This is a genomic window from Streptomyces sp. NPDC107522 (assembly GCF_055657525.1).
Genome location: NZ_JBVKAU010000003.1, coordinates 617,189 through 642,886 on the forward strand (window position 1 = coordinate 617,189; position 25,698 = coordinate 642,886).

Here is a 25,698-nt window from a genome sequence, read left to right on the forward strand (position 1 = left end):
CGTAGCTGCGCGCCGCCGCAGCCTGCCTGGCTGCGCACCGCCGCAGCCCGCACAGCCGCTGCAACCTGCGTAGCTGCGGGCAGTCGTGCCGCTGGGGCGGCGCCCGTCCCAAAGACGCGGCACCCCGTTGCGCCGGGCTGCGCACCCGCCCCCGCCCCAGCCGTCGCGGACGTCAGCTACTCGACGCGGCGCAGTGCATCCGCCGGACGGAGCCGGGACGCCCGCCAGCCGCCGAACGCACCGGCTATCAGCCCGCCCGTCACAGCAAGGCCGACCGCGAGCGCAACCGTCGTAAGACTGACCGGCGCAGTCAGCGCGACGTCCAGCGTCCGGGACGCGGCCTGGCGTGCGGGGCCGCCGAAGCCGCCCCCACCCGGACCGCCCATGCCGCCACCGCCCCCGGCACCGCCGCCCAACTGGGCCTGCAGCGTCGGGCTGATGGCCGTAACGACATACGCCCCCGCGAGCCCGACCGCGATACCCAGCACCCCACCGAGCAGCCCGTTGACGACCGCCTCGCCGACCACCTGCCGGGTCACCCGCCCCGACTTCCACCCCAGCGCCTTCAGCGTCCCGAACTCCCGCACCCGGCGCGACACCGCCGAGGACGTCAGCAGCCCGGCCACGAGGAAGGCCGCCACCAGCACCGCGATGGACAGCCACTTGCCGACGCTGGTCGCCAGGGAAGACGCCGTCGACAGGGAGCCGGACACCGTGTCCGCGAGGTCCGCGGAGGTCGTCACCGTCGTACCGGAGATGTTCTTCTGGATGGCCGACTTGACGGAGTCGATCTGCTGGGAGTCGGTCGCCTTGACGTAGATCGTGGTGACCTTGTTCTTCGCGTCGGCGAGCGTCTGCGCCTGCTTCAACGGGATGTAGAGGTTGGCGGCTGCATCCCCGCTGTCGGGCGTGGCGATGCCGATGACCTTGAACTTGGTGCCCTTGATGGTGACGGTGGAGCCGACCTTGAGCTTCTTCTCCTTGGCGTAGGAGGTGTCGACGACGACGACCTTGGTGTTGGTCTCTGTCGTCTTGAAGGTGCGTCCGCTGCTGATCTTCGAGGAGGTCAGCGGCCCGAGCGCCGGCTTGGTGACGTCGGTGCCGTAGACGGAGTAGTTGTTGACGTCGAAGTCGGCGCCCCCGCCGCGCACTTCGCCCTGCGGCTGCCCGGTGCCCCCGGCACCCTGCCCGGGACCCCCGCCCTGCTGACCCCCACTGTTCTGGTCCTGCTGGAACTGCCCCCGCGTGAACTGCCCGCTGACCTTGATGACCTGAAGGCTCAGCCCGCCCACGGCATCGGAGACGCCGCTCTGCGAGCCGACCTTGGTCACGGTCGAGCTCGACAGCGTCTGGAAGCCCTGGACCATGACGCGGTCGGTGCTCTGCTCCTCGTCGGAGTCGCTGTCCTGCGCGTCGAACTGGAAGCGGGGCCGCTCCGAGCTGTTCGCGGCCGGCTCGGCGGCCTTGGTGACGGTCATGTCCGTGCCCAGGCCGTACAGGGACTGCAGGACCTTGTCCTGAGCCTTGCTCATGCCGGAGGACACGGAGTTGACCACGATGACCAGCGCGATGCCCAGCGCGAGGCCGGAGGCGACGACGAGGGCCGCCTTTCTGCGGCGGCGCAGCTCGCGCCTCAGGTAGGTGAAGAACATGCGCCGCAAGCTAGGTACGGCGCGTGATGAAGGGATAAGGCCGAAATAAGAGATGGATGAGAAGGCTGAGACCGCCCCCGGAAACGCCGATGCCGCCCCTGAGGGCGGCATCGGTCAGCTGTGAGGCAGCTGTAGGACCACTGAGACCACTGGGCCACTGGGCCACTGGGCCACTGGGCCACTGGGCCACTGGGCCACTAGGTCATTGGACCAGGCCACTCCATACGGCAGGCCGTCAGACGGCCGAACCGGCCTTCCACTGCGCCCAGTCCATGTTCCAGCCGTTGAGGCCGTTGTCCGGCGCGATCGTCTTGTCGCCGGTGTTCTGGACGACCACGACGTCACCGATGATCGAGTTGTTGTAGAACCAGTAGCCCGCGGTGCCCTTGTCGTTGGCGCCCTTGGTGTCGGACAGGCCCACGCAGCCGTGGCTGGTGTTCACGCTGCCGAAGATGGACTTCGCGCCCCAGTAGTTGCCGTGCACGAAGGTGCCGGAGGTGGACAGGCGGATGGCGTGCGGCACGTCCTTGATGTCGTACTCGCCCTTGCCGTCGTCGTCGGTGAAGCCCACGGTCGCGCCGTTCATGCGCGTCTCCTTGAACTTCTCCGACATCACCATGATGCCTTCGTAGGTCTTGTTCTCCGGCGAACCGGCGGAGATCGGGATGGTCTTGATGGTCTTGCCGTCCTGCGTGACCTTCATCTGCTTGGTCTTCGCGTCGACGTAACTGATCTGGTTGCGGCCGATCTTGAAGGTGACCGTCTTCTCCTGGACGCCGTAGACACCGTCGGAGCCCTCGACGCCGTCCAGGGCCATCTTCATGGTGACGGTCGAGCCCTCCTGCCAGTAGTCGTCGGGCCGGCAGTCCATGCGGGTGTCGTTGAACCAGTGGCAGACGACTTCCTGGCCGCTGGTGCTGGAGACGGTGATGCCCTTCTGGACGGCCGCCTTGTTGCTGATCGCCTTGTCGAAGTTGATCGACACGGGCATGCCCACGCCGACCGTGGAGCCGTCCTCCGGCGTGAAGTAGCCGAGGAAGCTGTTGTTCGGGGAGACGGTGGTGAAGGAGGCGTTCTCATGGGCCTCGAGGCCCTTGGCGTCCTTCGCGGCCACCGCGATCTTGTAGGTCGTGGAGCGCTCCAGCTGGCCGCTCGGCTTCCAGCTGGTCTTGTCGGCGGATATCTCGCCCTCGACCGCGGCGCCGTCGGCTGTCGTCATCGTCACCTCGGTGAGCGTGCCCTTGCTCACGGTGACGGTGGCGGAGTTGTTGATGGAGGCGTTGTCGGTGCCGTCCTCGGGCGTGATCTTGATCTGGGCCTCGGAGGTCTTCTTGGCGGCCGCCTCGTCGACCTTGGACTGCGAGGAGTCGCCGCCGTCGCTGCCCGAGGCGTTGTCGTCGCCGCCGGAGCAGGCCGAGAGCACCAGGACACCGCCGAGCAGTGCGGACGCGACCGTGAGGCCCTTGCGCCGCTTACTGTTCGTCATCACACGCTTCTCCATTGTTCCCGAATCCCAAAAACCCCGAGAGTCCCCGTCAAGGATCTTCAACGCTACGACCGGTTCGTCCCGTTCCACATAGCTGGTATGTGTGGGGCACACCACGTGCGCCGCGGCGGAGGCCGCCGTGACGGATGGTGCGGATGTCGGTCAGTGCGCAGCTTGAGACGACAAAACCCCGGGCGGCGGTTGCCGCCCGGGGTCACGTTTTCCCCAAGACGCCTCAGCCGACCCTGTTCGGCGCTTCGTCGTCGAAGTCCTCGTCGACATCATCGTCGTCGAGGTCCCACTCCGGCGAATCCGGGTCGTGGTCGATGCGCTCGCTGGACCAGGAGGCCTGGGCGAGCTCGATCCCCGGTACGTCGCTGACCAGGTCGAACGGATCGACGAGATAGGCGAGCGCCTCGGCGGTGTCTTCCGTCACACTGCCCTCCGCGTGGGCCCGTTCGTCGGCCGGCATGGTGCTGTCGCCGGCGATGCGCCGGAGTGCGGCCCTGGTGAGCGCGTCCTCGTCGTCCACTTCGAGAACGACTTCCACGCGAAGCCGTACAAACCGTGATGTTTCTGGAGTACTCATGCACCGGAGCGTACGGCTCATCTCCCCCGTGACTTTCCCGTGACCCGCGACTTTCACTAACATCGCCCCACACGGCCAATTCGCCAGCACCACAAGGGGATCGATATTCCGTGTCCGCCGCTCACCGATCGTCGTCCACCGCACGCCGATCGCTGCTGACCGCCACTGCCGCGGGGGCCCTGCTGGGCGCCCTGTGGTTCGTGCCCTCCGCCAACGCGACGGGCGAGGAACCGGCGAGAACGGACCCGTCGGCGGCCCCGTCGGCGCAGGTCACGCAGCAGGCGCGGGCCGCCTCCGAGGCCACGGACACGACCGCTGGCGGCACCCGGCTCGCCGACACCGGAAGCTTCGACACCACGCCGTACGTCGTCGGCGGCACCGCCTTCCTCGCGCTGGGCGCGGGCTTCGTCGCCTACTCGGTGCGCCGGGAACGCCTCGGGTTCTGAACCCGGAACGCCACGGCTGCCGCACGGTCAGGCGTCGGCTGCCGCACGGCCAGGTGCCCGGAACGCCCCGGTTGTCGCACGGTCGGGCGCCCGGAACGCGTAGGTTTTTGAAATCACTTGACGATCCTTTCACCTGGGCTTCATAGTCCGCGCATGAAGAGATCATCGGGCGTGCGTGTGGCCGCCACGGTTGCCGTGAGCGCGCTGTCGCTCGCCCTTGTCACGGGTTGCGGAGGCGACTCCGGCGGTTCTGACGCGAAGGCGCTCAGTTCCGCGGAGTTGAAGAAGTCGATCATCGCCCAGGGCGATGTCGCCGGGTACAAGGTGGACGCCTCCGGCAAGCAGCTGCCGAAGTCCAAGGAACAGGTCACGAGCAGCGAGGAGCAGTGCCGGCCGCTCGCCTACGCCATGAGCGGCCAGGCGCCGGGCGACTCGGCGTCGAACACGGCCGTCATGGCCACCGAGGAGAAGAAGCCCACCGACACGGCCTCCAAGTCCCTGGAGGACCTGAGCGAGGGCGAGTTCGAGGACTCGTTCACCGACGCGCTGAGCCTCGACATGACCGTCGTCGGCCTCTCCTCCTACGACGGTGACGGCGCCGAGCAGACCTTCAAGTCCGTGGCGGACGCGGTGAAGAGCTGCTCCGGCGGCTTCCCCCTCACCATGCAGGGCGCGGACCAGAAGGTCACCAAGCTCGCCACGGAGAAGGCGTCCGGGGCCGGTGACGAGTCGGTGGCGTTCACCGCGGTCAGCGACATGGAGGACGGCGACGTGGGCACCACGCACGTCGAGGTGGTGCGCCACGGCAGCACGATCGCCACGTACTACACGATGAACCTCGGCCTGATGATGACGGACAAGCCGTACGACGTCCCGGCCGCCCTCATCGACGCGCAGGCGAAGAAGCTGAAGTAACCCGCCGCGAAGCTTGAGCAACCGCCCGCAGCACGGGGCCCTGTCGGTCGTACGACAGGGCCCCGTTTCCACGTCACCGAAGTGCGCCGGGTGTCACTGAAGCGGCCCGGTGACCTTCTCCGCCGCCGCGACCAACTCCCCGCCGCGCACGAACGCGTCGGCCGCGGCGAGGTCGGGTGCCAGGAACCGGTCGGGCCCGGGGCCGTGGACCCCGGCGGTCCGTGCGGCGTCGATGACGGACTGCGAGGCCGGGGCCGGGACGAGCCCTTCGCGCAGCTCGATGGCGCGCGTGGCGGCGTACAGCTCGACGGCGACGACCCGCGTGAGGTTGTCGATGGCGGTACGCAGCTTGCGGGCGGCGGACCAGCCCATGGAGACGTGGTCCTCCTGCATGGCGGAGGAGGGAATGGAGTCGGCGGACGCGGGCACGGCCAGCCTCTTCATCTCGCTGACCAGGGCGGCCTGGGTGTACTGGGCGATCATCAGCCCCGAGTCGACACCCGCGTCGTCGGCCAGGAACGGCGGCAGCCCGTGGCTGCGGTTCTTGTCGAGAAGCCGGTCCGTCCGCCGCTCGGCGATCGAGGCGAGGTCGGCGGCGGCGATGGCGAGGAAGTCGAGCACGTAGGCGACGGGCGCCCCGTGGAAGTTGCCGTTGGACTCGACGCGCCCGTCAGGCAGCACAACGGGGTTGTCGACGGCGGAGGCCAGCTCCCGCTCGGCGACGACCCGCGCATGCGCCATGGTGTCCCGCCCGGCGCCGGCGACCTGCGGGGCGCACCGCACCGAGTACGCGTCCTGCACGCGGGGCGCGTCGTCCTGGTGATGCCCGGTCAGCCCCGACCCCTTCAGCACGGCCAGCATGTTGGCGGCGGAGGCGCCCTGCCCCGGGTGCGGCCGGATGGCGTGCAGCTCGGGCGCGAGCACCTTGTCCGTGCCGAGGAGCGCTTCGAGGCTGAGGGCGGCGGTGACGTCGGCGGACTTGTACAGCATGTCCAGATCGGCGAGGGCCATGATCAGCATGCCGAGCATGCCGTCGGTGCCGTTGAGGAGGGCGAGCCCCTCCTTCTCCCTCAGCTCGACGGGCGCGATGCCGTGCGCGGCGAGCAGCTCACCGGCGGGCCGCACGACCCCGTCCGGCCCTTCGGCGTCCCCTTCCCCCATCAGTGTGAGGGCGCAGTGCGAAAGAGGAGCGAGATCACCGGAGCACCCCAGCGACCCATACTCATGAACAACAGGCGTGATACCGGCATTGAGAACATCGGCCATGGTCTGCGCGACCTCGGGCCGTACGCCCGTGTGCCCCGAGCAGACGGTCTTCAGCCGCAGGAACATCAGCGCCCGCACCACCTCCCGCTCCACCCGCGGCCCCATCCCCGCGGCGTGCGAACGGACGATGTTGCGCTGCAGCTGGGCCCGCAGCTCCTGGCTGATGTGCCGGGTCGCCAGGGCCCCGAAGCCGGTGGAGACGCCGTAGACGGGGTCGGGCTTGGCCGCCAGCGCATCCACGATCTCGCGAGCCGCGGCCAGCGCCGCGACCGCCTCCGCCGACAACTCGACCCGGGCCCCGCCGCGCGCCACGGCGAGGACGTCGGACGCGGTGACCCCGGACGTCCCCACCACCACAGTGTGCATATCCATATTCAGGAGCGTACGCAGTGAAGACGAAGATGTCACTAGTGGCCACCCGGTACGACCCTTACAACGCCGAGTCCGGGACGGTCACCTCTCGGCGCCGGTCCAGGCAATCCAGCCCGTCCGGCGTTTGAGGACGAGGCCCCTTCAGGGCCGACGGGGGTCCAGGGGGCGGAGCCCCCTGGCGGGGTCGAAGGGGCAGAGCCCCTTCAGGATGGGACGGGTAGGGGCGGCGGGGGCGAGAAACCCCGGCGCCGGCCAGCGCAGCGTCACGGCAGACGCCCCCGGAACCGCCGCCGCTCCACAGCCCCCTCCCCGGAGGGCTCCGCATCGGCAAGCCGCACGACCGGGTCGTCCGGCCCCTCCCGCCCCGCGACAACAGGCCTGTCGGCCCGCACAGCCTTGGCCTGATACTGCGCCGCGTCAGCGAGACGGAACAACCGCCGAGCGGACCGCACAACCCCAATCGCATCCTCGGTGGACGCCACCCCGCACGCCACCCCCTCCCCGAGCTCCAACTCCCCGGCCCGCCGGCAGAGTTCATCCGCGGCCTTCACCACATCATCCGCAGGCGACCCGACCGCAAGCAGACAGAACTCGTCCCCACCGAGCCGCGCGGCAAGAGCACCCGGCAGCATCGCCCCGCACAGCGACAACACCGACCCGAACCGCTCGAGCAGCCGGTCCCCGACAGCATGCCCCTGCGTGTCATTGACCCGCTTGAGCCCGTTGAGGTCGCAGACGACAAGGCTGACCGCGACGCCCTGACTCCGGTGCCGCTCGATCGCCTCCTCCAGCCGCACATCGACCGCCCGCCGATTGGCAAGCCCGGTCAGCGCATCGGTGAACGCCAGCCGCCGAGCCTCCTCCAGCCGCTCGCTCTGAGCGAGCCCGGCAGCCACGACGGAGGCCAGCACGGTGGCGAAGTCGGCGTCACCCCGGTCGAAGACAGGAGCACCGACGGACCGGGCGACATACAGCTCCCCCCAGGCCCGCCCGTTCAGCACGATGGGCGCGACGACACAGCACCCCCGCCCACGACGCCGTAGCGCGGCCACCCGCTGATGGCAGTACCCGGGGTGACCGGCGGACGGCCCGTCGGCCGTCTCCACCCAGGCGTTGGGCTCACCCCCGGCAGCCCACCGCTCGTGCAGGAACTCGGTGATCTCCGGGAACTGATGCACCGGATAGGCCTCGTCCGCCGGAAACTCCTCCTCCCCCCGAGCCCGGTCCCCCACGTTCACGAGCACCCGCAACCGCCCGAGCTCCCGTTCCCACACCGACAGCGCGGCAAAGCTCCCGGCCAACGCCCGGCACGCCCCGAGCGCAGCCGCCCGCCAGGACTCACGCGGGGTGTGCGCCGCCGCCATCCCCTGCGCCAACGCCACCACGGCAGCGAGCCGTCTGTCCTCACCCATCCCTCCAGGCTAGGAGGTTTAGGGCGAACTGGGACATTGAGGGGCCGCTTGGAGTGACGGGCGCATCCACGGGAGGGGCGCGCCTACGGGAGGGACGCCCCGCCCCACCGGTCCGGCGCCCCTCGGCCCCCTACTCCCCCGGCCACTCGGGCCGCCGCTTCTCATTGAACGCCGCCACGCCCTCCGCCCGGTCCCCCGAGAACGCCACCGCCCGCCACGCCGCGTCCTCGACCTCCAGTCCGGCCCGCAGATCCAGCCCGTGCCCCACCCGCAACGCCCGCTTGGCGGCGCGCAGTCCCACCGGCGAGTTCGCCGCCATCCGGGAGCCCAGGGCCAGCGCCTCCTCCCGATCCCGCCCCTCCTCCACGAGCACGTCCACCAACCCCAGCTCACGGGCCTCCACGGCCTCGACCCTGCGTGCCGTGAAGATCAGCTCCGCCGCCCGGGCGGCCCCCACCCGCCGCGGCAGCAACTGCGTGCCCCCACCGCCAGGGATCACCCCGACGGACACCTCGGGCAGCCCCACCACAGCCGTACGGTCGGCCACGATCACATCGCAGGACAACGCCAACTCGAAGCCACCGCCCAGCGCGAAGCCATGCACCGCCGCGATCGCCGGCACGGGCAGCTCCAGCACCCCCGTGTACGCCCCCCGCGCCACCGGCCGCTGCCGCACCAGGTCCGCGTCACTGAAGGAGTTCCGCTCCTTCAGATCCGCCCCGACACAGAACGCCCGCTCATGCGTCGAGGTCAGCACCACCACCCGCACGCTCTTGTCCGCACCCAGCGCCGCGCACGCCCCCGCGATCGAACGGGCCATCTCGCTCGAGACGGCGTTCATGGCCTTGGGCCGGTCGAGGGCGAGCTCCGCGACATGCCCGTCACCGTGCCGCCGCACAGCCACGAACTCCCCGTACCGCTCCTCACTCATGACACCCTCCGGTTAACGCGGGTTAACAACACTCGCCCCGATCATCGCAGCCGGACCCCTCCGGGGAAAGGCCCACCACGAGCGGTTCCCGAGTCGAGGCCCGACACCCCGTTCGAGTGACATCCCGCGCAACTCCCCCCGCACCGCCAAGGACAGCGCATAACGTGCGCGACACCACGGCGCATTGGGGGCGCGGGCGTGCTGGGAGGGGACGTGATGGACGGTACGGCGGAAGGGCCGTCGCCCGGAGGGACGGCACAGACTCCTGGCACCACCAGCCTCTTCGGCCCTCGCGGCCGACACCGCCGCCCCCGCCCCCGCAAGGCCCTCCTAGCCGCCGGAGGCCTCGCCCTGGCGGCCGGCGCCCTGAGCCTCGTACGCCTGACCCCCGACTCCGACGTCACCGGCGTCGAGGCAGCGGACTCCGCCCCCACCCCGGCCCTCGGCACGGACACGGACCTCTCGACCGACGCAGCCGCCACGCCCCCGACGCCCCACCCGAAACCAAGCCCGTCCTCGACCTACGCCATGGGCGGCCTGGGCACGACACCCACGACGGACACGATCGTCGTACCGACCACGAACGCCACGGCCGCACCACGCCCCGGCGCCTCCGCCACGTCAGACGACAACCCGGTACCCACCCCGTCACACCGTCCAACGGCACCGACCGACCACGCACCGGCCCCGACCCCGACACCCAGCCGACCCGCGACAAATCCCCCGGCACCCGAGCCGACTCAGCCCGAGGACGAAGCGGTCTGCGTCCCAGTCATCGGCCTGTGCGTGGACACCCCGACCGAGGACGACTGACAACGCCCCTCGCTGCAACGCCCCAAAGGGGCGCGGGGCTGTATGAATGTGCGGCTCCGCCGCGTGGGCGCGACCAGCCACAACAAGCCCGCAGCCGACGCACAACCATCACCCCGACGGCGCTCACTCGCTCCCGGCGGACGCCCTCCGCGTCAAAAGCCACGGCTCCACGACGCCCAAGCCGCGCACGGGCCGCTGCCACATCGGCTGCAGCGCAAACCGATACACCGGCGGCTCCTCCCCCTCCTTCTCCGCGGCGGCCGCGGCCTCGGCCGCCTCCGCCTCCGACGCGGGCGCCTCCCCCGTTCGGATGAGTTCCTCCGCGAACGCGCTGTCGACGAGCACGGCATCGCGCGGGGCTATCGACGTCAGCCGGGAGGCAAGGTTCACGGTCGTACCGAAGACATCGCCCATTCGAGTGGTCACCGTGCCGAAGGCGATGCCGACGCGCAGCTCGGGCATCGTCTCGTCGTTGGCCATCGTCTCGATGAGCCGCAGCGCGATCTCCGCGGCGACGCCGGCGTCGTCCGCCGCGTACAGAACCTCGTCACCGAGCGTCTTGATCAGCCGTCCGCCGCGCGCGGCCACGAGGTCGGCCGCGGTGGTCTCGAAGGCCTCGACGAGTTCGCCGAGTTCCTCTTCCTCCATACGGCGGGTCAGCCGGGTGAACCCGACGAGGTCGGCGAATCCGACCGCCAGCCTGCGGTCGACCATCTCCTCGTCGTCGGCGGCCTGGACGACCCGGCCGGTCGCGGCGGCGAGCTGGCGGCGCCAGACGTAGACGAGGAACTCCTCCAGCTCGGGCAGGAGCAGCTCGACCAGGGGATACGTCACCTCGGTCCGCGTCATGCCCGGCTCCGGGGGCTCGGTGAGGCCCTCCAGGAAGGAGTCGATCTGCCATTCGGCCAGCCGGGCGGTGGTCTGCCCGGTGGATCTGGCCACCTGCACGGCCATGGCCTCGCTGAGCAGCCCTGCCTCGACGAGACCGGCGAGGCGCCTGAGCGCCAGTACGTCGGCCTCGGTCAGCGCCTTGGCCTGCCCGATGTCGGCGAACCCCATGGCCCGCCAGAACCGGGACGCCAGCTCCATGGAGACACCGGCGCTACGGGCCGCCTGAAACGGGGTGTAGCGCCGCTCGGCGCCGAGGATGAGCTGTTCGAGGCGCAGCGCGAGCGGATCCTCGCCGGGGTCGGCGGCGTGGGGGTCCACCCGGCCGTCCGCGCCCGTGCCGGAGCCCGTGTCGTCGACGGTCACGCCTGCTGCCCTTCCGATCTGCCGCGGTCAGTAATCGACCGGCCTTCACTGTACGGCAGGTGTGCGCCAGCTCACTCCGTTAGGTTGAGCCGACGGTTCCAGTGACCGTCTGGTGGTGGGGCACCGGCGTGGCTGCCGGCCTCGCTGGGGGCTACCGCCCCCAGACCCCCGCTTCGGCCCTGAACGGGCCTCGTCCTCAAGCGCCGGACGGGCTGGGTCGGCATACTCACGCCAGCCGCAGATGCACGATGTCCCCCGCCCCCACAGGCTCCTGCACCCCCGCCTCCGTAGCCAGCACCAACCGCCCGTCCCCGTCGATCGCCACGGCCTCCCCCACGATCGCCCGCTCCCCCGGCAACTCGGCCCGCACGACCTTCCCCAAAGTCGCGCACCCCGCCGCATACGTCTCCTGCAGCTCGCTCACCACGGGATCCCCCACCGCGGCCCGCCACCGCCCGTACCAGTCCTCCAGCGACCGCAGCACCCCCCGCAGCAGCGGATCCCGGTCCGTGCTCACGGCACCGGCCAGCGCCAGCGACCCCGCCTGCGGCACCGGCAGCTCGTCCTCACGCAGCGTGACGTTGATGCCGACGCCGATGACCACCCCCGCGTCCCCGGCCCGCTCGGCGAGGATCCCGCCGGCCTTGCGCTCCTCCCCGCCGACGGTCACCAGGAGGTCGTTCGGCCACTTGAGTGCCGTATCGACACCCGCCGCCCGCGACAGGCCCGTCGCCACGGCGACGCCCGTCAGCAACGGCAGCCAGCCCCACCGGGCCACCGGTACCTCGGCCGGATTCAGCAGTACGGAGAAGAACAGCCCGGAGCGGGCCGGTGCCGTCCACTGCCGCTCCAGGCGCCCCTTGCCGGCCGTCTGCTCCTCGGCGACGAGGACCGCGCCCTCGCTCGCCTTGCCCTCGGTCGCCAGGTCCACCAGGTCGGTGTTGGTGGAGCCGGTGCTCTGCACCAACTCCACCTCACGCCACAACCCGCCCTCCCGCACGAGCCCCCGCCGCAGTGCGGCGGCGTTCAGCGGCGGACGGTCCAGGTCGGACCAACGGCTGTCGTCTGATGCATCGCGTGGCGTCATGCAAGCCACCCTAGGTGTGTGAAACGCCGCACTGCTGATTCGTAGGCCCGCCACTACTCTACGGATGAGTAACCGTCCCCCCTTTTGAGCAGGCAGGGAGCCACATCCCGATGTCCGAGCCGGAAGAGCGTCACGAGATCCAAGCCCAAGGGATCGACATCCACACCACCGCGGGCAAGCTCGCGGATCTCCAGCGCCGTATCGATGAAGCGACGCACGCCGGCTCCGCACGCGCCGTCGAAAAGCAGCACGCCAAGGGCAAGTTGACGGCTCGTGAGCGCATCGAGCTGCTCCTCGACGAGGGGTCGTTCGTCGAGCTCGACGAGTTCGCCCGGCACCGCTCCACCAACTTCGGGCTGGACAAGAACCGCCCGTACGGCGACGGTGTCGTCACCGGGTACGGCACCGTCGACGGCCGCCCCGTCGCCGTCTTCTCCCAGGACTTCACCGTCTTCGGCGGTGCGCTGGGCGAGGTCTACGGGCAGAAGATCGTCAAGGTCATGGACTTCGCGCTGAAGACCGGCTGCCCGGTCATCGGCATCAACGACTCCGGCGGCGCCCGCATCCAGGAGGGCGTCGCCTCCCTCGGCGCGTACGGCGAGATCTTCCGCCGCAACACCCACGCGTCAGGGGTCATCCCGCAGATCAGCCTCGTCGTCGGGCCCTGCGCGGGCGGCGCGGTCTACTCCCCCGCCATCACCGACTTCACGGTCATGGTCGACCAGACCTCGCACATGTTCATCACCGGCCCGGACGTCATCAAGACGGTCACCGGCGAGGACGTCGGCTTCGAGGAGCTGGGCGGCGCCCGGACCCACAACTCGGCCTCCGGCGTGGCGCATCACATGGCGGGTGACGAGAAGGACGCCATCGAGTACGTCAAGCAGCTGCTGTCGTACCTGCCGTCCAACAACCTGTCCGAGCCCCCGGCGTTCCCGGAGGAGGCGGAGCTCTCGGTCACCGACGAGGACCGCGAGCTGGACACCATCGTGCCGGACAGCGCCAACCAGCCGTACGACATGCACGCGGTGATCGAACACGTCCTGGACGACGCCGAGTTCTTCGAGACCCAGCCGCTGTTCGCGCCGAACATCATCACCGGGTTCGGGCGGGTCGAGGGCCGTCCCGTCGGCATCGTCGCCAACCAGCCGATGCAGTTCGCCGGCTGCCTGGACATCGACGCGAGCGAGAAGGCCGCGCGGTTCGTGCGGACCTGCGACGCCTTCAACGTCCCGGTCATCACCTTCGTCGACGTCCCCGGCTTCCTCCCGGGCGTGGACCAGGAGCACACCGGCATCATCCGCCGCGGCGCCAAGCTGATCTACGCCTACGCCGAGGCGACGGTTCCGCTCATCACGGTCATCACGCGCAAGGCCTTCGGCGGCGCCTACGACGTCATGGGCTCCAAGCACCTCGGGGCCGACCTCAACCTCGCCTGGCCGACCGCCCAGATCGCCGTCATGGGCGCCCAGGGCGCGGTCAACATCCTGCACCGGCGCACCATCGCCGAGGCGGAGGCGAGCGGCGAGGACGTCGAGGCGGTGCGCGCCCGGCTGATCCAGGAGTACGAGGACACCCTCCTCAACCCCTACGTCGCGGCCGAGCGCGGCTACATCGACGCGGTCATCATGCCGTCCGACACCCGCCTGCATGTCGTACGGGGCCTGCGTCAGCTGCGCACCAAGCGGGAATCCCTGCCTCCGAAGAAGCACGGCAACATCCCCCTCTAGGCCTGCTGGGAGCCGTCATGAACATCAAGGTCCTACGGGGCAACCCGACACCGGAGGAGCTGGCCGCCGCCCTGGCGGTGGTCCGCGCCCGCGCCGCGGCGGCAGCAGCCACGCCGCCCGGCGCACCCGAGCCGCGGGACGGGTGGTCGGACCCGTCCCGCATCGCAGCCCACCGCCTGCCCCAGCCGGGCCCGGCGACGTGGGCACGCACCTACTGGCCCGGTTAGGTCAGAGGTTCGCCGCCAGGACTTCGGCCATCACCTCGTACCCCGCGTCATTCGGGTGAAGGTGATCGCCGAAGTCGTACGCCGGGCGCAGCCGGTCCGGGTCCGCCGGATCGGCCAGCGCCCGGTTGAGGTCCGCCACCGCGTCGTACTCCCCCGCGCAGCGAATCCACTCGTTCAGCTCGTGGCCCACCTTGGCCGCATGTTCGCCCCAGTGGTCCGAGCCCCCGAACGGCAGCAGCGTGCAGCCGACCACCCTCAGCCCCGCCGCCCTGCCCTGCCGTATCAACTCCCGGTGCCCGGCGACGAGTTCCTCCGCCTCCACCACCGGCGCCGGTTTGTACGTCGGCTGCTCGTCCGTCTCGCTGAAGCCGATGTCGTTGAGGCCGAGCAGGACGACGAGCGTGTCCACGCCGGGCCGGTCGAGGACGTCCCGGCGCAGTCGGTGAACGCCCTTCTCGCCGTACCAGGCCGAGTCGTTGAGCAGCAGGTTCCCACCGATCCCCGCATTCAGAACCGGTCGCCCGGTGCGCTCGGCGAGGACGTCCGACCACCGCCGGTTCGCCCCCACCGTCGAACCGAACCCGTCCGTGATCGAGTCCCCGAAGAGCGCGACGGCGTCCGCGCGGCCGGCGTCGGCCTCCACCGCCGACAGGAAGTACCAGGACTCGGCCGCGGCGTCGAAGCCCTCGCCTCCCGTGTCCGCCGACAGGTCGCCCTCGCCCCGGTGGCTCGTCGTGAAGGCCTGCGCGTGGAAGGTCGCGGGGCCGGTCGTGGTGGCGAAGTACAGGGTGACGGTCACCGACTCCCCGGCGGCGACGGCGAGCGGGACGTCGTCGCTGACGATCTCCCCGCGCGCCGGTATCTCGGCCTCACCCGACCCGCCGAAGGTGAGCCGGGTGAGCGACCCCGGCTCCACGGCTGCCCCGACGGCGGTACGCCCCGCGCTCGCGCCCGCGACGCGCACGGGAGAGGTGCCGTACGCGTTGGACAGCCTCACCCGCACCCGGCCGCCACCCGCCGACAACCGTACGACCTGCCGCAACGACTGGCGCCAGAAGCCCTCGCGGGACCAGTTGGGTGTGAAGCCCTCGCTGGGCGGCTGAGGTGACGCGGTCCAGGCGGTGGTGAACATGAGATCTCCCAAACGGGTCTACGATTCCATTAGGCGGTAATGGAACCGTAGCACCGTTTGGAGGAAAGTTGAGTACGCGTACTCAGGCGCCGCCCCGGATCCCCGGCCGACGATGGAAGGCATGCTGTGGTCCGACCCCGAGAACGAGCCGCCCGAGGAACTGCGCGAGATGCAGGAGATGTTGCGGCGGCTGGGCGTTCTCATGGCGCTGGCCATGGTGCTCACGATGATCGTGCTCGGACTGAGGTGAGCCCGGCCGGGCGCGCCGATACGCTGACCGCATGACTGATCAGCCCCGCCGCCGACTCGTCCTCGCCTCCCAGTCCCCCGCCCGGCTCAATCTGCTCCGGCAGGCCGGCCTGGACCCCGAGGTCATCGTGAGCGGCGTCGACGAGGACGCCGTCACCGCGCCCACCCCCGCCGAGCTGGCGCTGGCCCTGGCCGAGGCGAAGGCCTCCGTCGTGGCGGCGAAGCCGGAGGTCAAGGGCGCCATCGTGATCGGCTGCGACTCGGTCCTCGAACTGGACGGCCAGGCCCTGGGCAAGCCGGCGGACGCCGAGGAGGCCACGGCCCGCTGGAAGTCGATGCGCGGCCGCGCGGGCACGCTGCAGACCGGGCACTGCATCTACGACACCGTCACCGGCCGGTACACCTCGGCCACCGCCTCCACGGTCGTCCGCTTCGGCGAGCCGACCGACGAGGAGATCGCGGCGTACGTCGCCTCCGGCGAACCGCTCTACGTCGCCGGGGCGTTCACCCTGGACGGCCGCTCGGCCCCGTTCATCGACGGCATCGACGGCGACCACGGCAACGTGATCGGCATCAGCCTGCCGCTGGTACGGCGCCTGCTGAGCCAACTGGGCATCGGCATCACGGAGTTGTGGGCGCCGGCGGAGGCGTGACGGGCGAGCCGCCCGCAGCGGAGCCGTCGTCGCCCTTGCCGCCGTCGGGAACGGCGTCGGCGGGCTCCCCGGGCGCGCCCTGGGCGTCGTACGTCATCAGCAGCAGCACTATGAGGCCGAGGACGACGACCATGAACAGGAACGCCGTCCAGCCCACCAGCCCCCAGGCGAACGCGCCCAGCAGCCCGTGCACCACGGCCGCGCTGATCAGCAGGATGCGCCCGAAGCCGGCCGGAGCGCGGTCGCGCACGCCCACGAGCAGGGCGACCAGCCCGCACAGCGCGAAGTAGGCGCCGAAGACCAGGCCGCCGATCTTCGAGGACATCGACATCACGTCCGGATCCAGCCCCGCGAGGGACATGTCCTGCCGGTCGACGACGACCCCGAGGAACCACTGCACGGCCGCGATGCCGAGCCCCTCGACAAAGAGGACGACCGCCACCACCCACGCCACCGGCCTGCGCACCACCGGTCCCCACCCACTCTCGAGCCGAACCCTTGTTACCCGAAGTACGTTCGATACATCGCGAACGCTACTAACGGGTAAACCCGGGGACAAGGGTTCTGCGGCCGGCAAAGAATCATTGGGCCATTCGTAGGGATTCCACAAAGAAACCGAGTGGCCCGCAGCACGTGATGACAGAGACCTTGACCACAGCGGAGGGCTAGGGTTTTCCGGGAGAGACCTGCGTGCCGAGGCGCGACATGGGATTTCGCAGGTCGAGCGAGCCTGGAATCACGCTCCGTGTGGGCAAGCTCACCACTGGGGACGGGTCGATGTGGCGTGTCGGCAGTCCCTAAACTCGGCTTGTTTCAAGGAGGGAGCCTCAATCGTGCGCAAGGTGCTCATCGCCAACCGTGGCGAAATCGCTGTCCGCGTGGCCCGGGCCTGCCGGGACGCCGGGATCGCGAGCGTGGCCGTCTACGCGGACCCGGACCGGGACGCTCTGCATGTCCGCGCCGCTGATGAGGCGTTCGCCCTGGGCGGTGACACCCCGGCCACCAGCTACCTGGACATCGACAAAGTCCTGAAGGCCGCCCGCGAGTCCGGCGCGGACGCCATCCACCCCGGCTACGGGTTCCTGTCCGAGAACGCCGACTTCGCCCAGGCCGTCCTGGACGCCGGGCTGATCTGGATCGGCCCGCCGCCGCAGGCCATCCGCGACCTCGGCGACAAGGTGGCCGCCCGGCACATCGCCCAGCGCGCGGGCGCCCCGCTCGTCGCCGGTACGCCCGACCCGGTCTCCGGCGCCGAGGAGGTCGTCGCCTTCGCGGAGGAGCACGGCCTGCCGATCGCCATCAAGGCCGCCTTCGGCGGCGGCGGACGCGGCCTGAAGGTCGCCCGCACCCTCGAAGAGGTCCCCGAGCTCTACGACTCCGCCGTGCGTGAGGCCGTCGCCGCCTTCGGCCGCGGCGAGTGCTTCGTCGAGCGCTACCTCGACAAGCCCCGCCACGTCGAGACCCAGTGCCTGGCCGACCAGCACGGCAACGTGGTCGTGGTCTCCACCCGTGACTGCTCGCTGCAGCGCCGGCACCAGAAGCTGGTCGAGGAGGCCCCGGCGCCGTTCCTCTCCGACGAGCAGGTCGCCGAGCTGTACTCGTCCTCCAAGGCCATCCTGAAGGAGGCCGGCTACGTCGGCGCCGGCACCGTCGAGTTCCTCGTGGGCAACGACGGCACGATCTCCTTCCTGGAGGTCAACACCCGCCTGCAGGTCGAGCACCCGGTCACCGAGGAGGTCGCCGGCATCGACCTGGTGCGGGAGATGTTCCGCATCGCCGACGGCGAGGAACTCGGCTACGACGACCCGCCGCTGCGCGGCCACTCCTTCGAGTTCCGCATCAACGGCGAGGACCCGGGCCGCAACTTCCTGCCGGCCCCCGGCACGGTGACCACGTTCAACCCGCCGACCGGCCCGGGCGTGCGCCTGGACGCGGGCGTGGAGTCCGGCTCCGTGATCGGCCCGGCCTGGGACTCGCTGCTGGCCAAGCTGATCGTCACCGGCGCCACCCGTGAGCAGGCCCTGCAGCGCGCGGCCCGCGCGCTGAACGAGTTCCAGGTCGAGGGCATGGCCACGGCGATCCCGTTCCACCGCAAGGTGGTCACCGACCCGGCCTTCGCCCCCGAACTCACCGGCAGCCAGGACCCCTTCACGGTCCACACCCGCTGGATCGAGACCGAGTTCGTCAACGACATCAAGCCCTTCGCCGCCCCCACCGACGCCACCGAGGCGGAGGAGGAGGCCGGCCGTGAGACGGTCGTGGTCGAGGTCGGCGGCAAGCGCCTGGAGGTCTCCCTCCCGGCCTCCCTCGGCATGACCCTGGCCCGCACCGGCCTGGCCGCCGGGGCCAAGCCCAAGCGCCGCGCGGCGAAGAAGTCCGGCCCGGTGGCTTCCGGCGACACCCTCGCCTCCCCGATGCAGGGCACCATCGTCAAGGTGGCCGTCGAGGAGGGCCAGGAGGTCAAGGAAGGCGACCTGATCGTCGTCCTCGAGGCGATGAAGATGGAACAGCCCCTCAACGCCCACAAGTCCGGCACCATCAAGGGCCTGTCGGCCGAGGTCGGCGCCTCCCTCACCTCCGGCGCGGCCATCTGCGAGATCAAGGACTGAGCCGTACGAGGATTTCCGTACGACGTCCCGGAGCGCCCGGCGAACTGGAGCACCCAGTGCGCCGGGCGCCTCGTTTCCCGGGACTGTTCCCCCTCAGTGGCATCCTGGAGGCACACCGGGGCGCGAGAGAGGGCAGGTGGGAACCATGGTGGGCGCGACCTCACGCGGAGGTGCGGGGGACGGGGCTGCGGCGGCTGTGCCGGCCCCGCCGCGCACCATGCGGGCCGATGCCCGCCGCAACTACGAGCGCCTGCTCACCGAGGCCCGCTCCGCCTTCGCCGAGCACGGCACGGACGCGTCGTTGGAGGACGTGGCCCGCCGGGCGGGCGTAGGCATCGGCACGCTGTACCGCCACTTCCCCAACCGGGACGCCCTGTTGAGCGCCGTCTTCGAGGACGCGGTCGGCGACCTGCTGTCCCGCTCCCACGAACTCCTGCATGCCCCGGAGCCCTGCGCGGCCCTGGTGACCTGGCTGCGCGAGATGGTCACCCACGCAGGCGAGTACCGCGGCCTCGCCCACGCCCTGATGTCCGTCTCCCACGACAAGTCCTCGGCCCTCGCCCGCTGCAGCGACCCCATCAGACAAGCAGGCGGCGCTCTACTGGCCCGAGCACAGCAGGCGGGCACGGTCCGGGAGGACGTGGCGATCGGCGACCTGCTCCAACTCACGCATGCGATCGCACTGGCGGCGGAGGAGACACCGGGGGACCCGGACTTGGCGGACCGGTTGCTGATGCTGACGCTGAGGGGCTTGACAGCAGACTGAACGGCAGCCGACCTGAAGGGCGCGGGGAACTGCGCGAGCAACCACACACAACCCGCGCCCCGCACGACGACACGAGCCCCCTACGGCGAAACGGCGCTCAACCGCACTGTCAACGCCGACGCAGATCCGCGACCCGGGCCCGCTCCCGCTCGGCCCCTTGGTCCCCGAGCACCGCCGCAGCGGGCCGCAACCCCTGCCCCCGCCTAGGCCCCGGCAAGGGGCGCCGCCGCGCCGGGACCTCGTCACCCCCCGACGCCCCGGTCGCCCCGGCCACGGCGATCTGCACCCCCTGATCGGCGAGGGCCTGCAGCTCGGTGTGGGCGCGGTCGTCATGGACCGGCGGTTCGTCGGTGACCAGACGGGTGATGACCTCCGTGGGCACCGTCTGGAACATCGTGTCGGTGCCGAGCTTGGTGTGATCGGCGAGGACGACGACCTCCGAGGCCGCCTGGACGAGCGCCCGGTCGACGGACGCCGAGAGCATGTTGGACGTGGACAGCCCGCGCTCGGCCGTCAGGCCGCTCCCGGACAGGAAGGCCCGGGACACCCGCAGCCCCTGCAGGGACTGCTCGGCGCCGCTGCCCACCAGGGCGTAATTCGAGCCGCGGAGCGTACCGCCGGTCATCACGACCTCGACCCGGTTGGCATGGGCCAACGCCTGCGCCACCAGGAGGGAGTTGGTGACGACGGTCAGACCGGGGATGCGCGCGAGCCGGCGTGCCAGCTCCTGCGTGGTGGTCCCCGCCCCGACGACGATCGCCTCGCCCTCCTCCACGAAGTTCGCGGCGAGGTCGGCGATGGCCGTCTTCTCGGCGGTCGCGAGATGTGACTTCTGCGGAAAGCCGGACTCCCGCGTGAACCCGCCCGGCAATACCGCACCGCCATGCCGGCGGTCGAGGAGTCCTTCTGCCTCCAGTGCGCGCACGTCCCGCCGTACGGTCACTTCGGAGGTCTGGACGACGCGGGCGAGCTCACGGAGCGACACGGCCCCGTTCGCTCGCACCATTTCGAGGATCAATTGGCGACGTTCTGCAGCGAACACGAAACTGACAGTAACCCCAACGACCGTCTGGTTTCAGCAGTTTGCGCCGAATAACAGAAGTTGTTCGCACGCGAGGGCAAGAGGTGGTATAGGGCCTAGTCCCGCCGCCTATGCCGTACGCATGGTCGACAACTCCCCGTGACCAGCGAGGAGTTGGTTCTGGCCGTCAGAGTTCGCCGCCGGACTTCCGCGTGTGCAGCTGCCGTGCCACCTCGGCGATCGAGCCCGAAAGGGAGGGGTACACGGTGAAGGCGTTCGCGATCTGTTCGACCGTCAGATTGTTGTCGACCGCGATCGAGATCGGGTGGATCAGTTCCGAGGCGCGCGGGGAGACGACCACACCGCCGACCACGATGCCGGTACCCGGCCGGCAGAAGATCTTGACGAAGCCGTCCCGGATGCCCTGCATCTTGGCGCGCGGGTTGCGCAGCAGCGGCAGCTTGACCACGCGGGCGTCGATCTTGCCCGCGTCGACGTCGGCCTGCGTGTAGCCGACGGTGGCGATCTCGGGGTCGGTGAAGACGTTGGAGGAGACGGTCTTCAGGTTCAGCGGGGCCACCGCGTCACCGAGGAAGTGGTACATGGCGATACGTCCCTGCATCGCCGCCACCGAGGCCAGAGCGAACACGCCGGTGACGTCACCCGCGGCGTACACACCTGGCGCGGTCGTCCTGGACACCTTGTCGGTCCAGATGTGCCCGGACTCGCGCAGTTTGACGCCGGCCTCCTCCAGGCCCATGCCCTCGGAGTTCGGGATGGCGCCGACGGCCATGAGGCAGTGGCTGCCGCTGATGACACGCCCGTCGGCGAGGGTGACCTCGACGCGGTCGCCGACCCGCTTGGCGGCGGCGGCACGCGAGCGGGCCATGACGTTCATGCCGCGGCGCCGGAAGACGTCCTCCAGTACGGCGGCGGCGTCCGGGTCCTCACCCGGCAGCACGCGGTCCCGGGACGAGACGAGGGTGACCCGCGACCCGAGCGCCTGGTAGGCGCCGGCGAACTCGGCACCGGTGACACCGGACCCGACCACGATGAGCTCCTCAGGCAGCTCGGTGAGGTCGTAGACCTGGGTCCAGTTCAGGATGCGCTCGCCGTCGGGCTGGGCGTCGGGCAGCTCACGCGGGTGCCCACCGGTCGCGATGAGCACGGCGTCCGCGGTGAGCGTCTCCTCGGTCCCGTCCGCGGCCCGCACCACGACCTTGCGCGAACCGTCGAGGGCCTGCATGCCCTCCAGCCGCCCGCGCCCGCGCAGGACCCGGGCACCGGCACGCGTCACCGAAGCCGTGATGTCGTGCGACTGCGCGAGCGCGAGCCGCTTCACACGCCGGTTGACCTTGCCCAGGTCGACCCCCACGACACGCGCGGGCGTGTCGATGTACGGCGTGTCGTCGGCGACGATGATGCCGAGCTCCTCGTACGAGGAATCGAAGGTGGTCATCACCTCGGCCGTGGCGATCAGGGTCTTCGACGGCACGCAGTCGGTGAGCACCGACGCCCCGCCCAGACCGTCGCAGTCGACGACGGTCACCTCCGCGCCGAGCTGCGCGGCGACCAGCGCCGCTTCGTATCCGCCGGGTCCGCCACCGATGATCACGATCCGAGTCACGTACTCCATTGTCCCGCACGCATCACAGTGCGACCGCCTGGGGGGCCGCCCGAGACACCACTGTTACGGGAGGGGCCGACGATTCGCCTGCCGTACCCTCTGTCCATGTCGCTCTACGCCGCCTACGCCGGCAATCTCGATGCGCGGCTGATGACCCGCCGCGCCCCGCACTCGCCGCTGCGCGCCACCGGCTGGCTCAACGGGTGGCGGCTGACCTTCGGGGGCGAGCAGCTCGGCTGGGACGGTGCGCTGGCGACGCTCGTCGAGGAGCCGGGCGAGCAGGTCTTCGTCGCGCTGTACGACATCGCGCCCATGGACGAGGAGTCCCTCGACCGCTGGGAGGGCGTCGGCCTCGGCATCTACCGGCGGCTCCGGGTCCGCGTGCACACGCTGGAGGGTGAGGAGCCCGCATGGGTGTACGTGCTGAACGCCTACGAGGGCGGGCTGCCGTCGGCGCGCTACCTCGGCGAGATCGCGGACGCGGCGGAGTCGGCGGGGGCACCGCACGACTACGTGATGGAGCTGCGCAAGCGGCCCTGCTGAGGCCGTCCGGTACCCGCACCCGCGCCTCTCCCGCCCCTCTCTCCCCACTTCGTCGGAAACGACAAAACAACAATCGCCATCCCGTGAGCTCTGTCATCTACGCGCGTAGGCCCAAACCGGCTACCCTCAGTCGCGTGAACGCATCTCTTCTTCCGGACGACATCCAGGGCGACCCCCACGCCGCCGCCGACGCCGCCGCCGCGCGCCTGCGCGAACTCACGGGCGCCGAGACCCACGACGTCGCCCTCGTGATGGGCTCCGGCTGGGCTCCGGCCGTGGACGCCCTCGGCGCACCCGAGGCCGAGTTCCTGGTCACCGAGCTGCCCGGGTTCCCCCCGCCCGCGGTGGAAGGGCACGGCGGCAAGATCCGCTCCTACCGGATCGGCAACAAGCGCGCCCTGGTCTTCCTGGGCCGCACGCACTACTACGAGGGCCGTGGTGTGGCGGCCGTGGCCCACGGCGTCCGTACCGCGGTCGCCGCCGGCTGCAAGACGGTGGTCCTCACCAACGGCTGCGGTGGCCTGCGCGAGGGCATGCGTCCCGGCCAGCCGGTCCTGATCAGCGACCACATCAACCTCACGGCGACGTCCCCGATCATCGGCGCGAACTTCGTCGACCTCACCGACCTCTACTCCCCCCGCCTGCGCGCCCTGTGCAAGGAGATCGACCCCACGCTGGAGGAGGGCGTCTACGCCCAGTTCCCCGGCCCGCACTACGAGACGCCGGCCGAGATCCGGATGGCGCGGGTCATCGGGGCGGACCTGGTGGGCATGTCGACGGTGCTCGAAGCCATCGCGGCGCGTGAGGCGGGTGCCGAGGTTCTGGGTATCTCGCTGGTCACCAACCTCGCCGCGGGTATGACGGGTGAGCCCCTGAACCACGAGGAGGTTCTGCAGGCGGGCCGTGACTCGGCGACGCGGATGGGGTCGCTGCTGGCGCAGGTCCTGGGCCGGCTGTAAGGCGTTTCTCGCCCCCGCCGCCCCTGGACCCCCGCTCCTCGAACGCCGGAGGGGCTGACTCACCCAGCCCGTCCGGCGTTTGAGGACGAGGCCCCTTCAGGGCCGAAGCGGGGGTCTGGGGGCGCGGCCCCCAGGAACGGGGTCGAAGGGGCGGAGCCCCTGGAGGATGGGACGGGTAGGGGCGGCGGGGGCGAATCCCTGCGGGCCCGCACCCACCCCGCTCCGAACGACACGAACGAGAGGCTGACCGACGTGCACGACGATCTCATCGCCAAGGCCCAGGCATGGCTCGCCGAGGACCCCGACCCGGAGACCCGCGACGAACTCGCCAAGCTCATCGACGCCGCGGACGTCGACGAGCTCGCCGCACGCTTCAGCGGCATCCTCCAGTTCGGCACGGCAGGCCTGCGAGGAGAACTCGGCGCCGGGCCCATGCGCATGAACCGCACGGTCGTCATCCGCGCCGCCGCCGGCCTCGCCGCGTACCTCAAGAAGCAGGGCCACGAAGGCGGCCTCGTCGTCATCGGCTACGACGCCCGCCACAAGTCGGAGGACTTCGCCCGCGACACCGCCGCCGTGATGACGGGCGCGGGCCTGCGCGCCGCCGTACTGCCCCGCCCTCTCCCCACCCCCGTCCTCGCCTACGCCATAAGGCACCTCGGCGCGGTCGCCGGAGTAGAGGTCACCGCCAGCCACAACCCGCCCCGCGACAACGGCTACAAGGTCTACCTCGGCGACGGCTCCCAGATCGTGCCGCCCGCGGACATCGAGATCGCGGAGGAGATCGCCGCCGTCCCGTCCCTCACCGTGGTCCCCCGCCCCACGGAGGGCTGGGAGACCCTCGACGACAGCGTCCTCGACGCCTACCTCGCCCGCACGGACGCGGTTATCGCCCCGGACTCCCCCCGCACCGCCCGCACCGTCTACACGGCGATGCACGGCGTCGGCAAGGACGTCCTCCTCGCCGCGTTCGAACGCGCCGGCTTCCCCGCCCCCGCCCTCGTCGCGGAGCAGGCCGACCCCGACCCGGACTTCCCCACCGTCGCCTTCCCCAACCCGGAAGAGCCCGGCGCGATGGACCTCGCCTTCGCCAAGGCCCGCGAGACCGACCCCGACCTCGTCATCGCCAACGACCCCGACGCCGACCGCTGCGCCGCGGCCGTCAAGGACGGCGAGGACTGGCGGATGCTGCGCGGCGACGAGGTCGGCGCGCTCCTCGCCGCCCATCTGGTGAACCGCGGAGCGCAGGGCACCTTCGCGGAGTCCATCGTCTCCTCCTCCCTCCTCGGCCGGATCGCCGAGAAGGCGGGGCTGGGTTACGAGGAGACGCTCACCGGCTTCAAGTGGATCGCCCGCGTCGACGGCCTGCGCTACGGCTACGAGGAGGCCCTCGGCTACTGCGTCGACCCCGAGGGCGTACGCGACAAGGACGGCATCACCGCCGCCCTGCTGATCACCGAGCTCGCCTCCGTCCTCAAGGCCGAGGGCCGCACGCTCCTCGACCTCCTCGACGACCTCGCCGTGGAGCACGGCCTGCACGCCACCGACCAGCTCTCGGTCCGCGTCCAGGACCTGTCCGTCATCGCGAACGCCATGCGCCGCCTGCGCGAGCAGCCGCCGACCGAGCTCGCCGGTCTGGCCGTCACCCGCGCCGAGGACCTCACCCGGGGCACTGAGACGCTCCCGCCCACCGACGGCCTGCGCTACACGCTGGAGGGCGCCCGCGTCATCGTCCGCCCCAGCGGCACGGAGCCCAAGCTGAAGTGCTACCTGGAGGTCGTCGTCCCGGTCGCGACCCACGCCGACCTCCCGGCCGCCCGCGCCAAGGCGGCCGACCTGCTGGCGGCGATCAAGCGGGACCTGTCGACGGCGGCCGGCATCTGAGCCGTACGCGAGCCGCGGGTGCGCTCGGCCCGTACGCGAACCCTCAGTCGCCCTCCATGGGGTGCCCCCACCCGG

The 25,698-nt window shown here is 70.8% G+C and carries 24 protein-coding genes; 12 read left to right on the forward strand and 12 right to left on the reverse strand.

Annotation, left to right across the window (positions count from 1 at the left end; translation table 11 throughout):
* Window positions 1-176: 176 nt before the first annotated feature.
* The 3 genes from ACZ7L6_RS12975 to ACZ7L6_RS12985 form a co-directional block, all read right to left on the reverse strand.
* Complete coding sequence (locus ACZ7L6_RS12975; protein ID WP_471922967.1) at window positions 177-1,652, reverse strand: ABC transporter permease; 1,476 nt, start codon at window positions 1,650-1,652, stop codon at window positions 177-179.
* Window positions 1,653-1,887: 235 nt separating this feature from the next.
* On the reverse strand, window positions 1,888-3,138 hold the full coding sequence (locus ACZ7L6_RS12980; RefSeq protein WP_471922972.1) for a L,D-transpeptidase: 1,251 nt from the start codon (window positions 3,136-3,138) through the stop codon (window positions 1,888-1,890).
* A gap of 235 nt (window positions 3,139-3,373) precedes the next feature.
* The gene (locus ACZ7L6_RS12985; protein WP_471922974.1) at window positions 3,374-3,727 is read right to left on the reverse strand and encodes a hypothetical protein; all 354 of its coding nucleotides are present in this window, start codon (window positions 3,725-3,727) and stop codon (window positions 3,374-3,376) included.
* Between the two features lie 110 nt (window positions 3,728-3,837).
* Between ACZ7L6_RS12985 and ACZ7L6_RS12990 the strand changes: the two genes are divergently transcribed.
* Together ACZ7L6_RS12990 and ACZ7L6_RS12995 are read left to right on the forward strand one after the other, a co-directional pair.
* Entirely contained in the window at window positions 3,838-4,173 is a 336-nt protein-coding gene (locus tag ACZ7L6_RS12990; protein WP_471922978.1) for a hypothetical protein, read from the forward strand.
* A gap of 153 nt (window positions 4,174-4,326) precedes the next feature.
* The gene (locus ACZ7L6_RS12995) at window positions 4,327-5,088 is read left to right on the forward strand and encodes a hypothetical protein (protein WP_471922981.1); all 762 of its coding nucleotides are present in this window, start codon (window positions 4,327-4,329) and stop codon (window positions 5,086-5,088) included.
* 93 nt (window positions 5,089-5,181) lie between these two features.
* Here ACZ7L6_RS12995 and hutH read toward each other — a convergent pair whose 3' ends face one another.
* From hutH to ACZ7L6_RS13010, 3 genes are all read right to left on the reverse strand, one after another.
* Window positions 5,182-6,720: a histidine ammonia-lyase gene (gene hutH, locus ACZ7L6_RS13000; protein WP_471923393.1), complete on the reverse strand. Its 1,539-nt coding sequence runs from the start codon at window positions 6,718-6,720 to the stop codon at window positions 5,182-5,184.
* 269 nt (window positions 6,721-6,989) lie between these two features.
* Window positions 6,990-8,138, reverse strand: coding sequence for a GGDEF domain-containing protein (locus ACZ7L6_RS13005; RefSeq protein WP_471922984.1), 1,149 nt, complete (start codon window positions 8,136-8,138; stop codon window positions 6,990-6,992).
* Window positions 8,139-8,268: 130 nt separating this feature from the next.
* Complete coding sequence (locus ACZ7L6_RS13010; protein ID WP_471922986.1) at window positions 8,269-9,069, reverse strand: enoyl-CoA hydratase/isomerase family protein; 801 nt, start codon at window positions 9,067-9,069, stop codon at window positions 8,269-8,271.
* Between the two features lie 216 nt (window positions 9,070-9,285).
* Here ACZ7L6_RS13010 and ACZ7L6_RS13015 point away from each other — a divergent pair, with 216 nt between their 5' ends.
* Entirely contained in the window at window positions 9,286-9,882 is a 597-nt protein-coding gene (locus ACZ7L6_RS13015) for a hypothetical protein (protein ID WP_471922989.1), read from the forward strand.
* Between the two features lie 123 nt (window positions 9,883-10,005).
* On the opposite strand, the gene ACZ7L6_RS13020 is transcribed toward ACZ7L6_RS13015, so the two are convergent.
* Together ACZ7L6_RS13020 and ACZ7L6_RS13025 are read right to left on the reverse strand one after the other, a co-directional pair.
* The gene (locus ACZ7L6_RS13020; RefSeq protein ID WP_471922993.1) at window positions 10,006-11,136 is read right to left on the reverse strand and encodes an adenylate/guanylate cyclase domain-containing protein; all 1,131 of its coding nucleotides are present in this window, start codon (window positions 11,134-11,136) and stop codon (window positions 10,006-10,008) included.
* A gap of 226 nt (window positions 11,137-11,362) precedes the next feature.
* Window positions 11,363-12,223: a biotin--[acetyl-CoA-carboxylase] ligase gene (locus ACZ7L6_RS13025; protein ID WP_471922997.1), complete on the reverse strand. Its 861-nt coding sequence runs from the start codon at window positions 12,221-12,223 to the stop codon at window positions 11,363-11,365.
* A 110-nt stretch (window positions 12,224-12,333) separates the two neighbouring features.
* Between ACZ7L6_RS13025 and ACZ7L6_RS13030 the strand changes: the two genes are divergently transcribed.
* The gene (locus tag ACZ7L6_RS13030; protein WP_471922999.1) at window positions 12,334-13,953 is read left to right on the forward strand and encodes an acyl-CoA carboxylase subunit beta; all 1,620 of its coding nucleotides are present in this window, start codon (window positions 12,334-12,336) and stop codon (window positions 13,951-13,953) included.
* A 17-nt stretch (window positions 13,954-13,970) separates the two neighbouring features.
* Window positions 13,971-14,180, forward strand: coding sequence for an acyl-CoA carboxylase epsilon subunit (locus ACZ7L6_RS13035; RefSeq protein ID WP_234766924.1), 210 nt, complete (start codon window positions 13,971-13,973; stop codon window positions 14,178-14,180).
* Between the two features lies 1 nt (window position 14,181).
* Here the strand turns inward: ACZ7L6_RS13035 and ACZ7L6_RS13040 are convergent, their stop codons facing one another.
* The gene (locus ACZ7L6_RS13040; protein WP_471923002.1) at window positions 14,182-15,312 is read right to left on the reverse strand and encodes an SGNH/GDSL hydrolase family protein; all 1,131 of its coding nucleotides are present in this window, start codon (window positions 15,310-15,312) and stop codon (window positions 14,182-14,184) included.
* A 121-nt stretch (window positions 15,313-15,433) separates the two neighbouring features.
* Between ACZ7L6_RS13040 and mmpB the strand changes: the two genes are divergently transcribed.
* Both mmpB and ACZ7L6_RS13050 read left to right on the forward strand, forming a co-directional pair.
* The gene (gene mmpB / locus ACZ7L6_RS13045; protein WP_267132810.1) at window positions 15,434-15,562 is read left to right on the forward strand and encodes a morphogenic membrane protein MmpB; all 129 of its coding nucleotides are present in this window, start codon (window positions 15,434-15,436) and stop codon (window positions 15,560-15,562) included.
* Window positions 15,563-15,593: 31 nt separating this feature from the next.
* The gene (locus ACZ7L6_RS13050) at window positions 15,594-16,214 is read left to right on the forward strand and encodes a Maf family protein (RefSeq protein ID WP_471923005.1); all 621 of its coding nucleotides are present in this window, start codon (window positions 15,594-15,596) and stop codon (window positions 16,212-16,214) included.
* Here the strand turns inward: ACZ7L6_RS13050 and ACZ7L6_RS13055 are convergent.
* Window positions 16,183-16,683 carry a hypothetical protein gene (locus ACZ7L6_RS13055; RefSeq protein ID WP_471923008.1) on the reverse strand — a complete coding sequence of 167 codons (501 nt, stop codon included), beginning with the start codon at window positions 16,681-16,683 and terminating at the stop codon, window positions 16,183-16,185. The two genes, ACZ7L6_RS13050 and ACZ7L6_RS13055, sit on opposite strands and share 32 nt — an antisense overlap.
* Before the next feature lie 364 nt (window positions 16,684-17,047).
* Here ACZ7L6_RS13055 and ACZ7L6_RS13060 point away from each other — a divergent pair, with 364 nt between their 5' ends.
* On the forward strand, window positions 17,048-18,823 hold the full coding sequence (locus ACZ7L6_RS13060) for an acetyl/propionyl/methylcrotonyl-CoA carboxylase subunit alpha (RefSeq protein ID WP_471923011.1): 1,776 nt from the start codon (window positions 17,048-17,050) through the stop codon (window positions 18,821-18,823).
* A 217-nt stretch (window positions 18,824-19,040) separates the two neighbouring features.
* Window positions 19,041-19,589, forward strand: coding sequence for a TetR/AcrR family transcriptional regulator (locus ACZ7L6_RS13065; RefSeq protein WP_471923395.1), 549 nt, complete (start codon window positions 19,041-19,043; stop codon window positions 19,587-19,589).
* Between the two features lie 109 nt (window positions 19,590-19,698).
* Here the strand turns inward: ACZ7L6_RS13065 and ACZ7L6_RS13070 are convergent, their stop codons facing one another.
* Entirely contained in the window at window positions 19,699-20,631 is a 933-nt protein-coding gene (locus tag ACZ7L6_RS13070; RefSeq protein ID WP_471923013.1) for a DeoR/GlpR family DNA-binding transcription regulator, read from the reverse strand.
* 166 nt (window positions 20,632-20,797) lie between these two features.
* The gene (locus ACZ7L6_RS13075; protein WP_471923015.1) at window positions 20,798-22,246 is read right to left on the reverse strand and encodes an NAD(P)H-quinone dehydrogenase; all 1,449 of its coding nucleotides are present in this window, start codon (window positions 22,244-22,246) and stop codon (window positions 20,798-20,800) included.
* Window positions 22,247-22,342: 96 nt separating this feature from the next.
* Between ACZ7L6_RS13075 and ACZ7L6_RS13080 the strand changes: the two genes are divergently transcribed.
* From ACZ7L6_RS13080 to ACZ7L6_RS13090, 3 genes are all read left to right on the forward strand, one after another.
* Entirely contained in the window at window positions 22,343-22,780 is a 438-nt protein-coding gene (locus ACZ7L6_RS13080; RefSeq protein WP_003998392.1) for a gamma-glutamylcyclotransferase family protein, read from the forward strand.
* Between the two features lie 134 nt (window positions 22,781-22,914).
* Entirely contained in the window at window positions 22,915-23,739 is an 825-nt protein-coding gene (locus ACZ7L6_RS13085; protein WP_471923020.1) for a purine-nucleoside phosphorylase, read from the forward strand.
* A gap of 252 nt (window positions 23,740-23,991) precedes the next feature.
* Window positions 23,992-25,623, forward strand: a complete 1,632-nt coding sequence (locus ACZ7L6_RS13090) for a phospho-sugar mutase (RefSeq protein WP_471923022.1) — start codon at window positions 23,992-23,994, stop codon at window positions 25,621-25,623.
* Window positions 25,624-25,698: the final 75 nt, after the last annotated feature.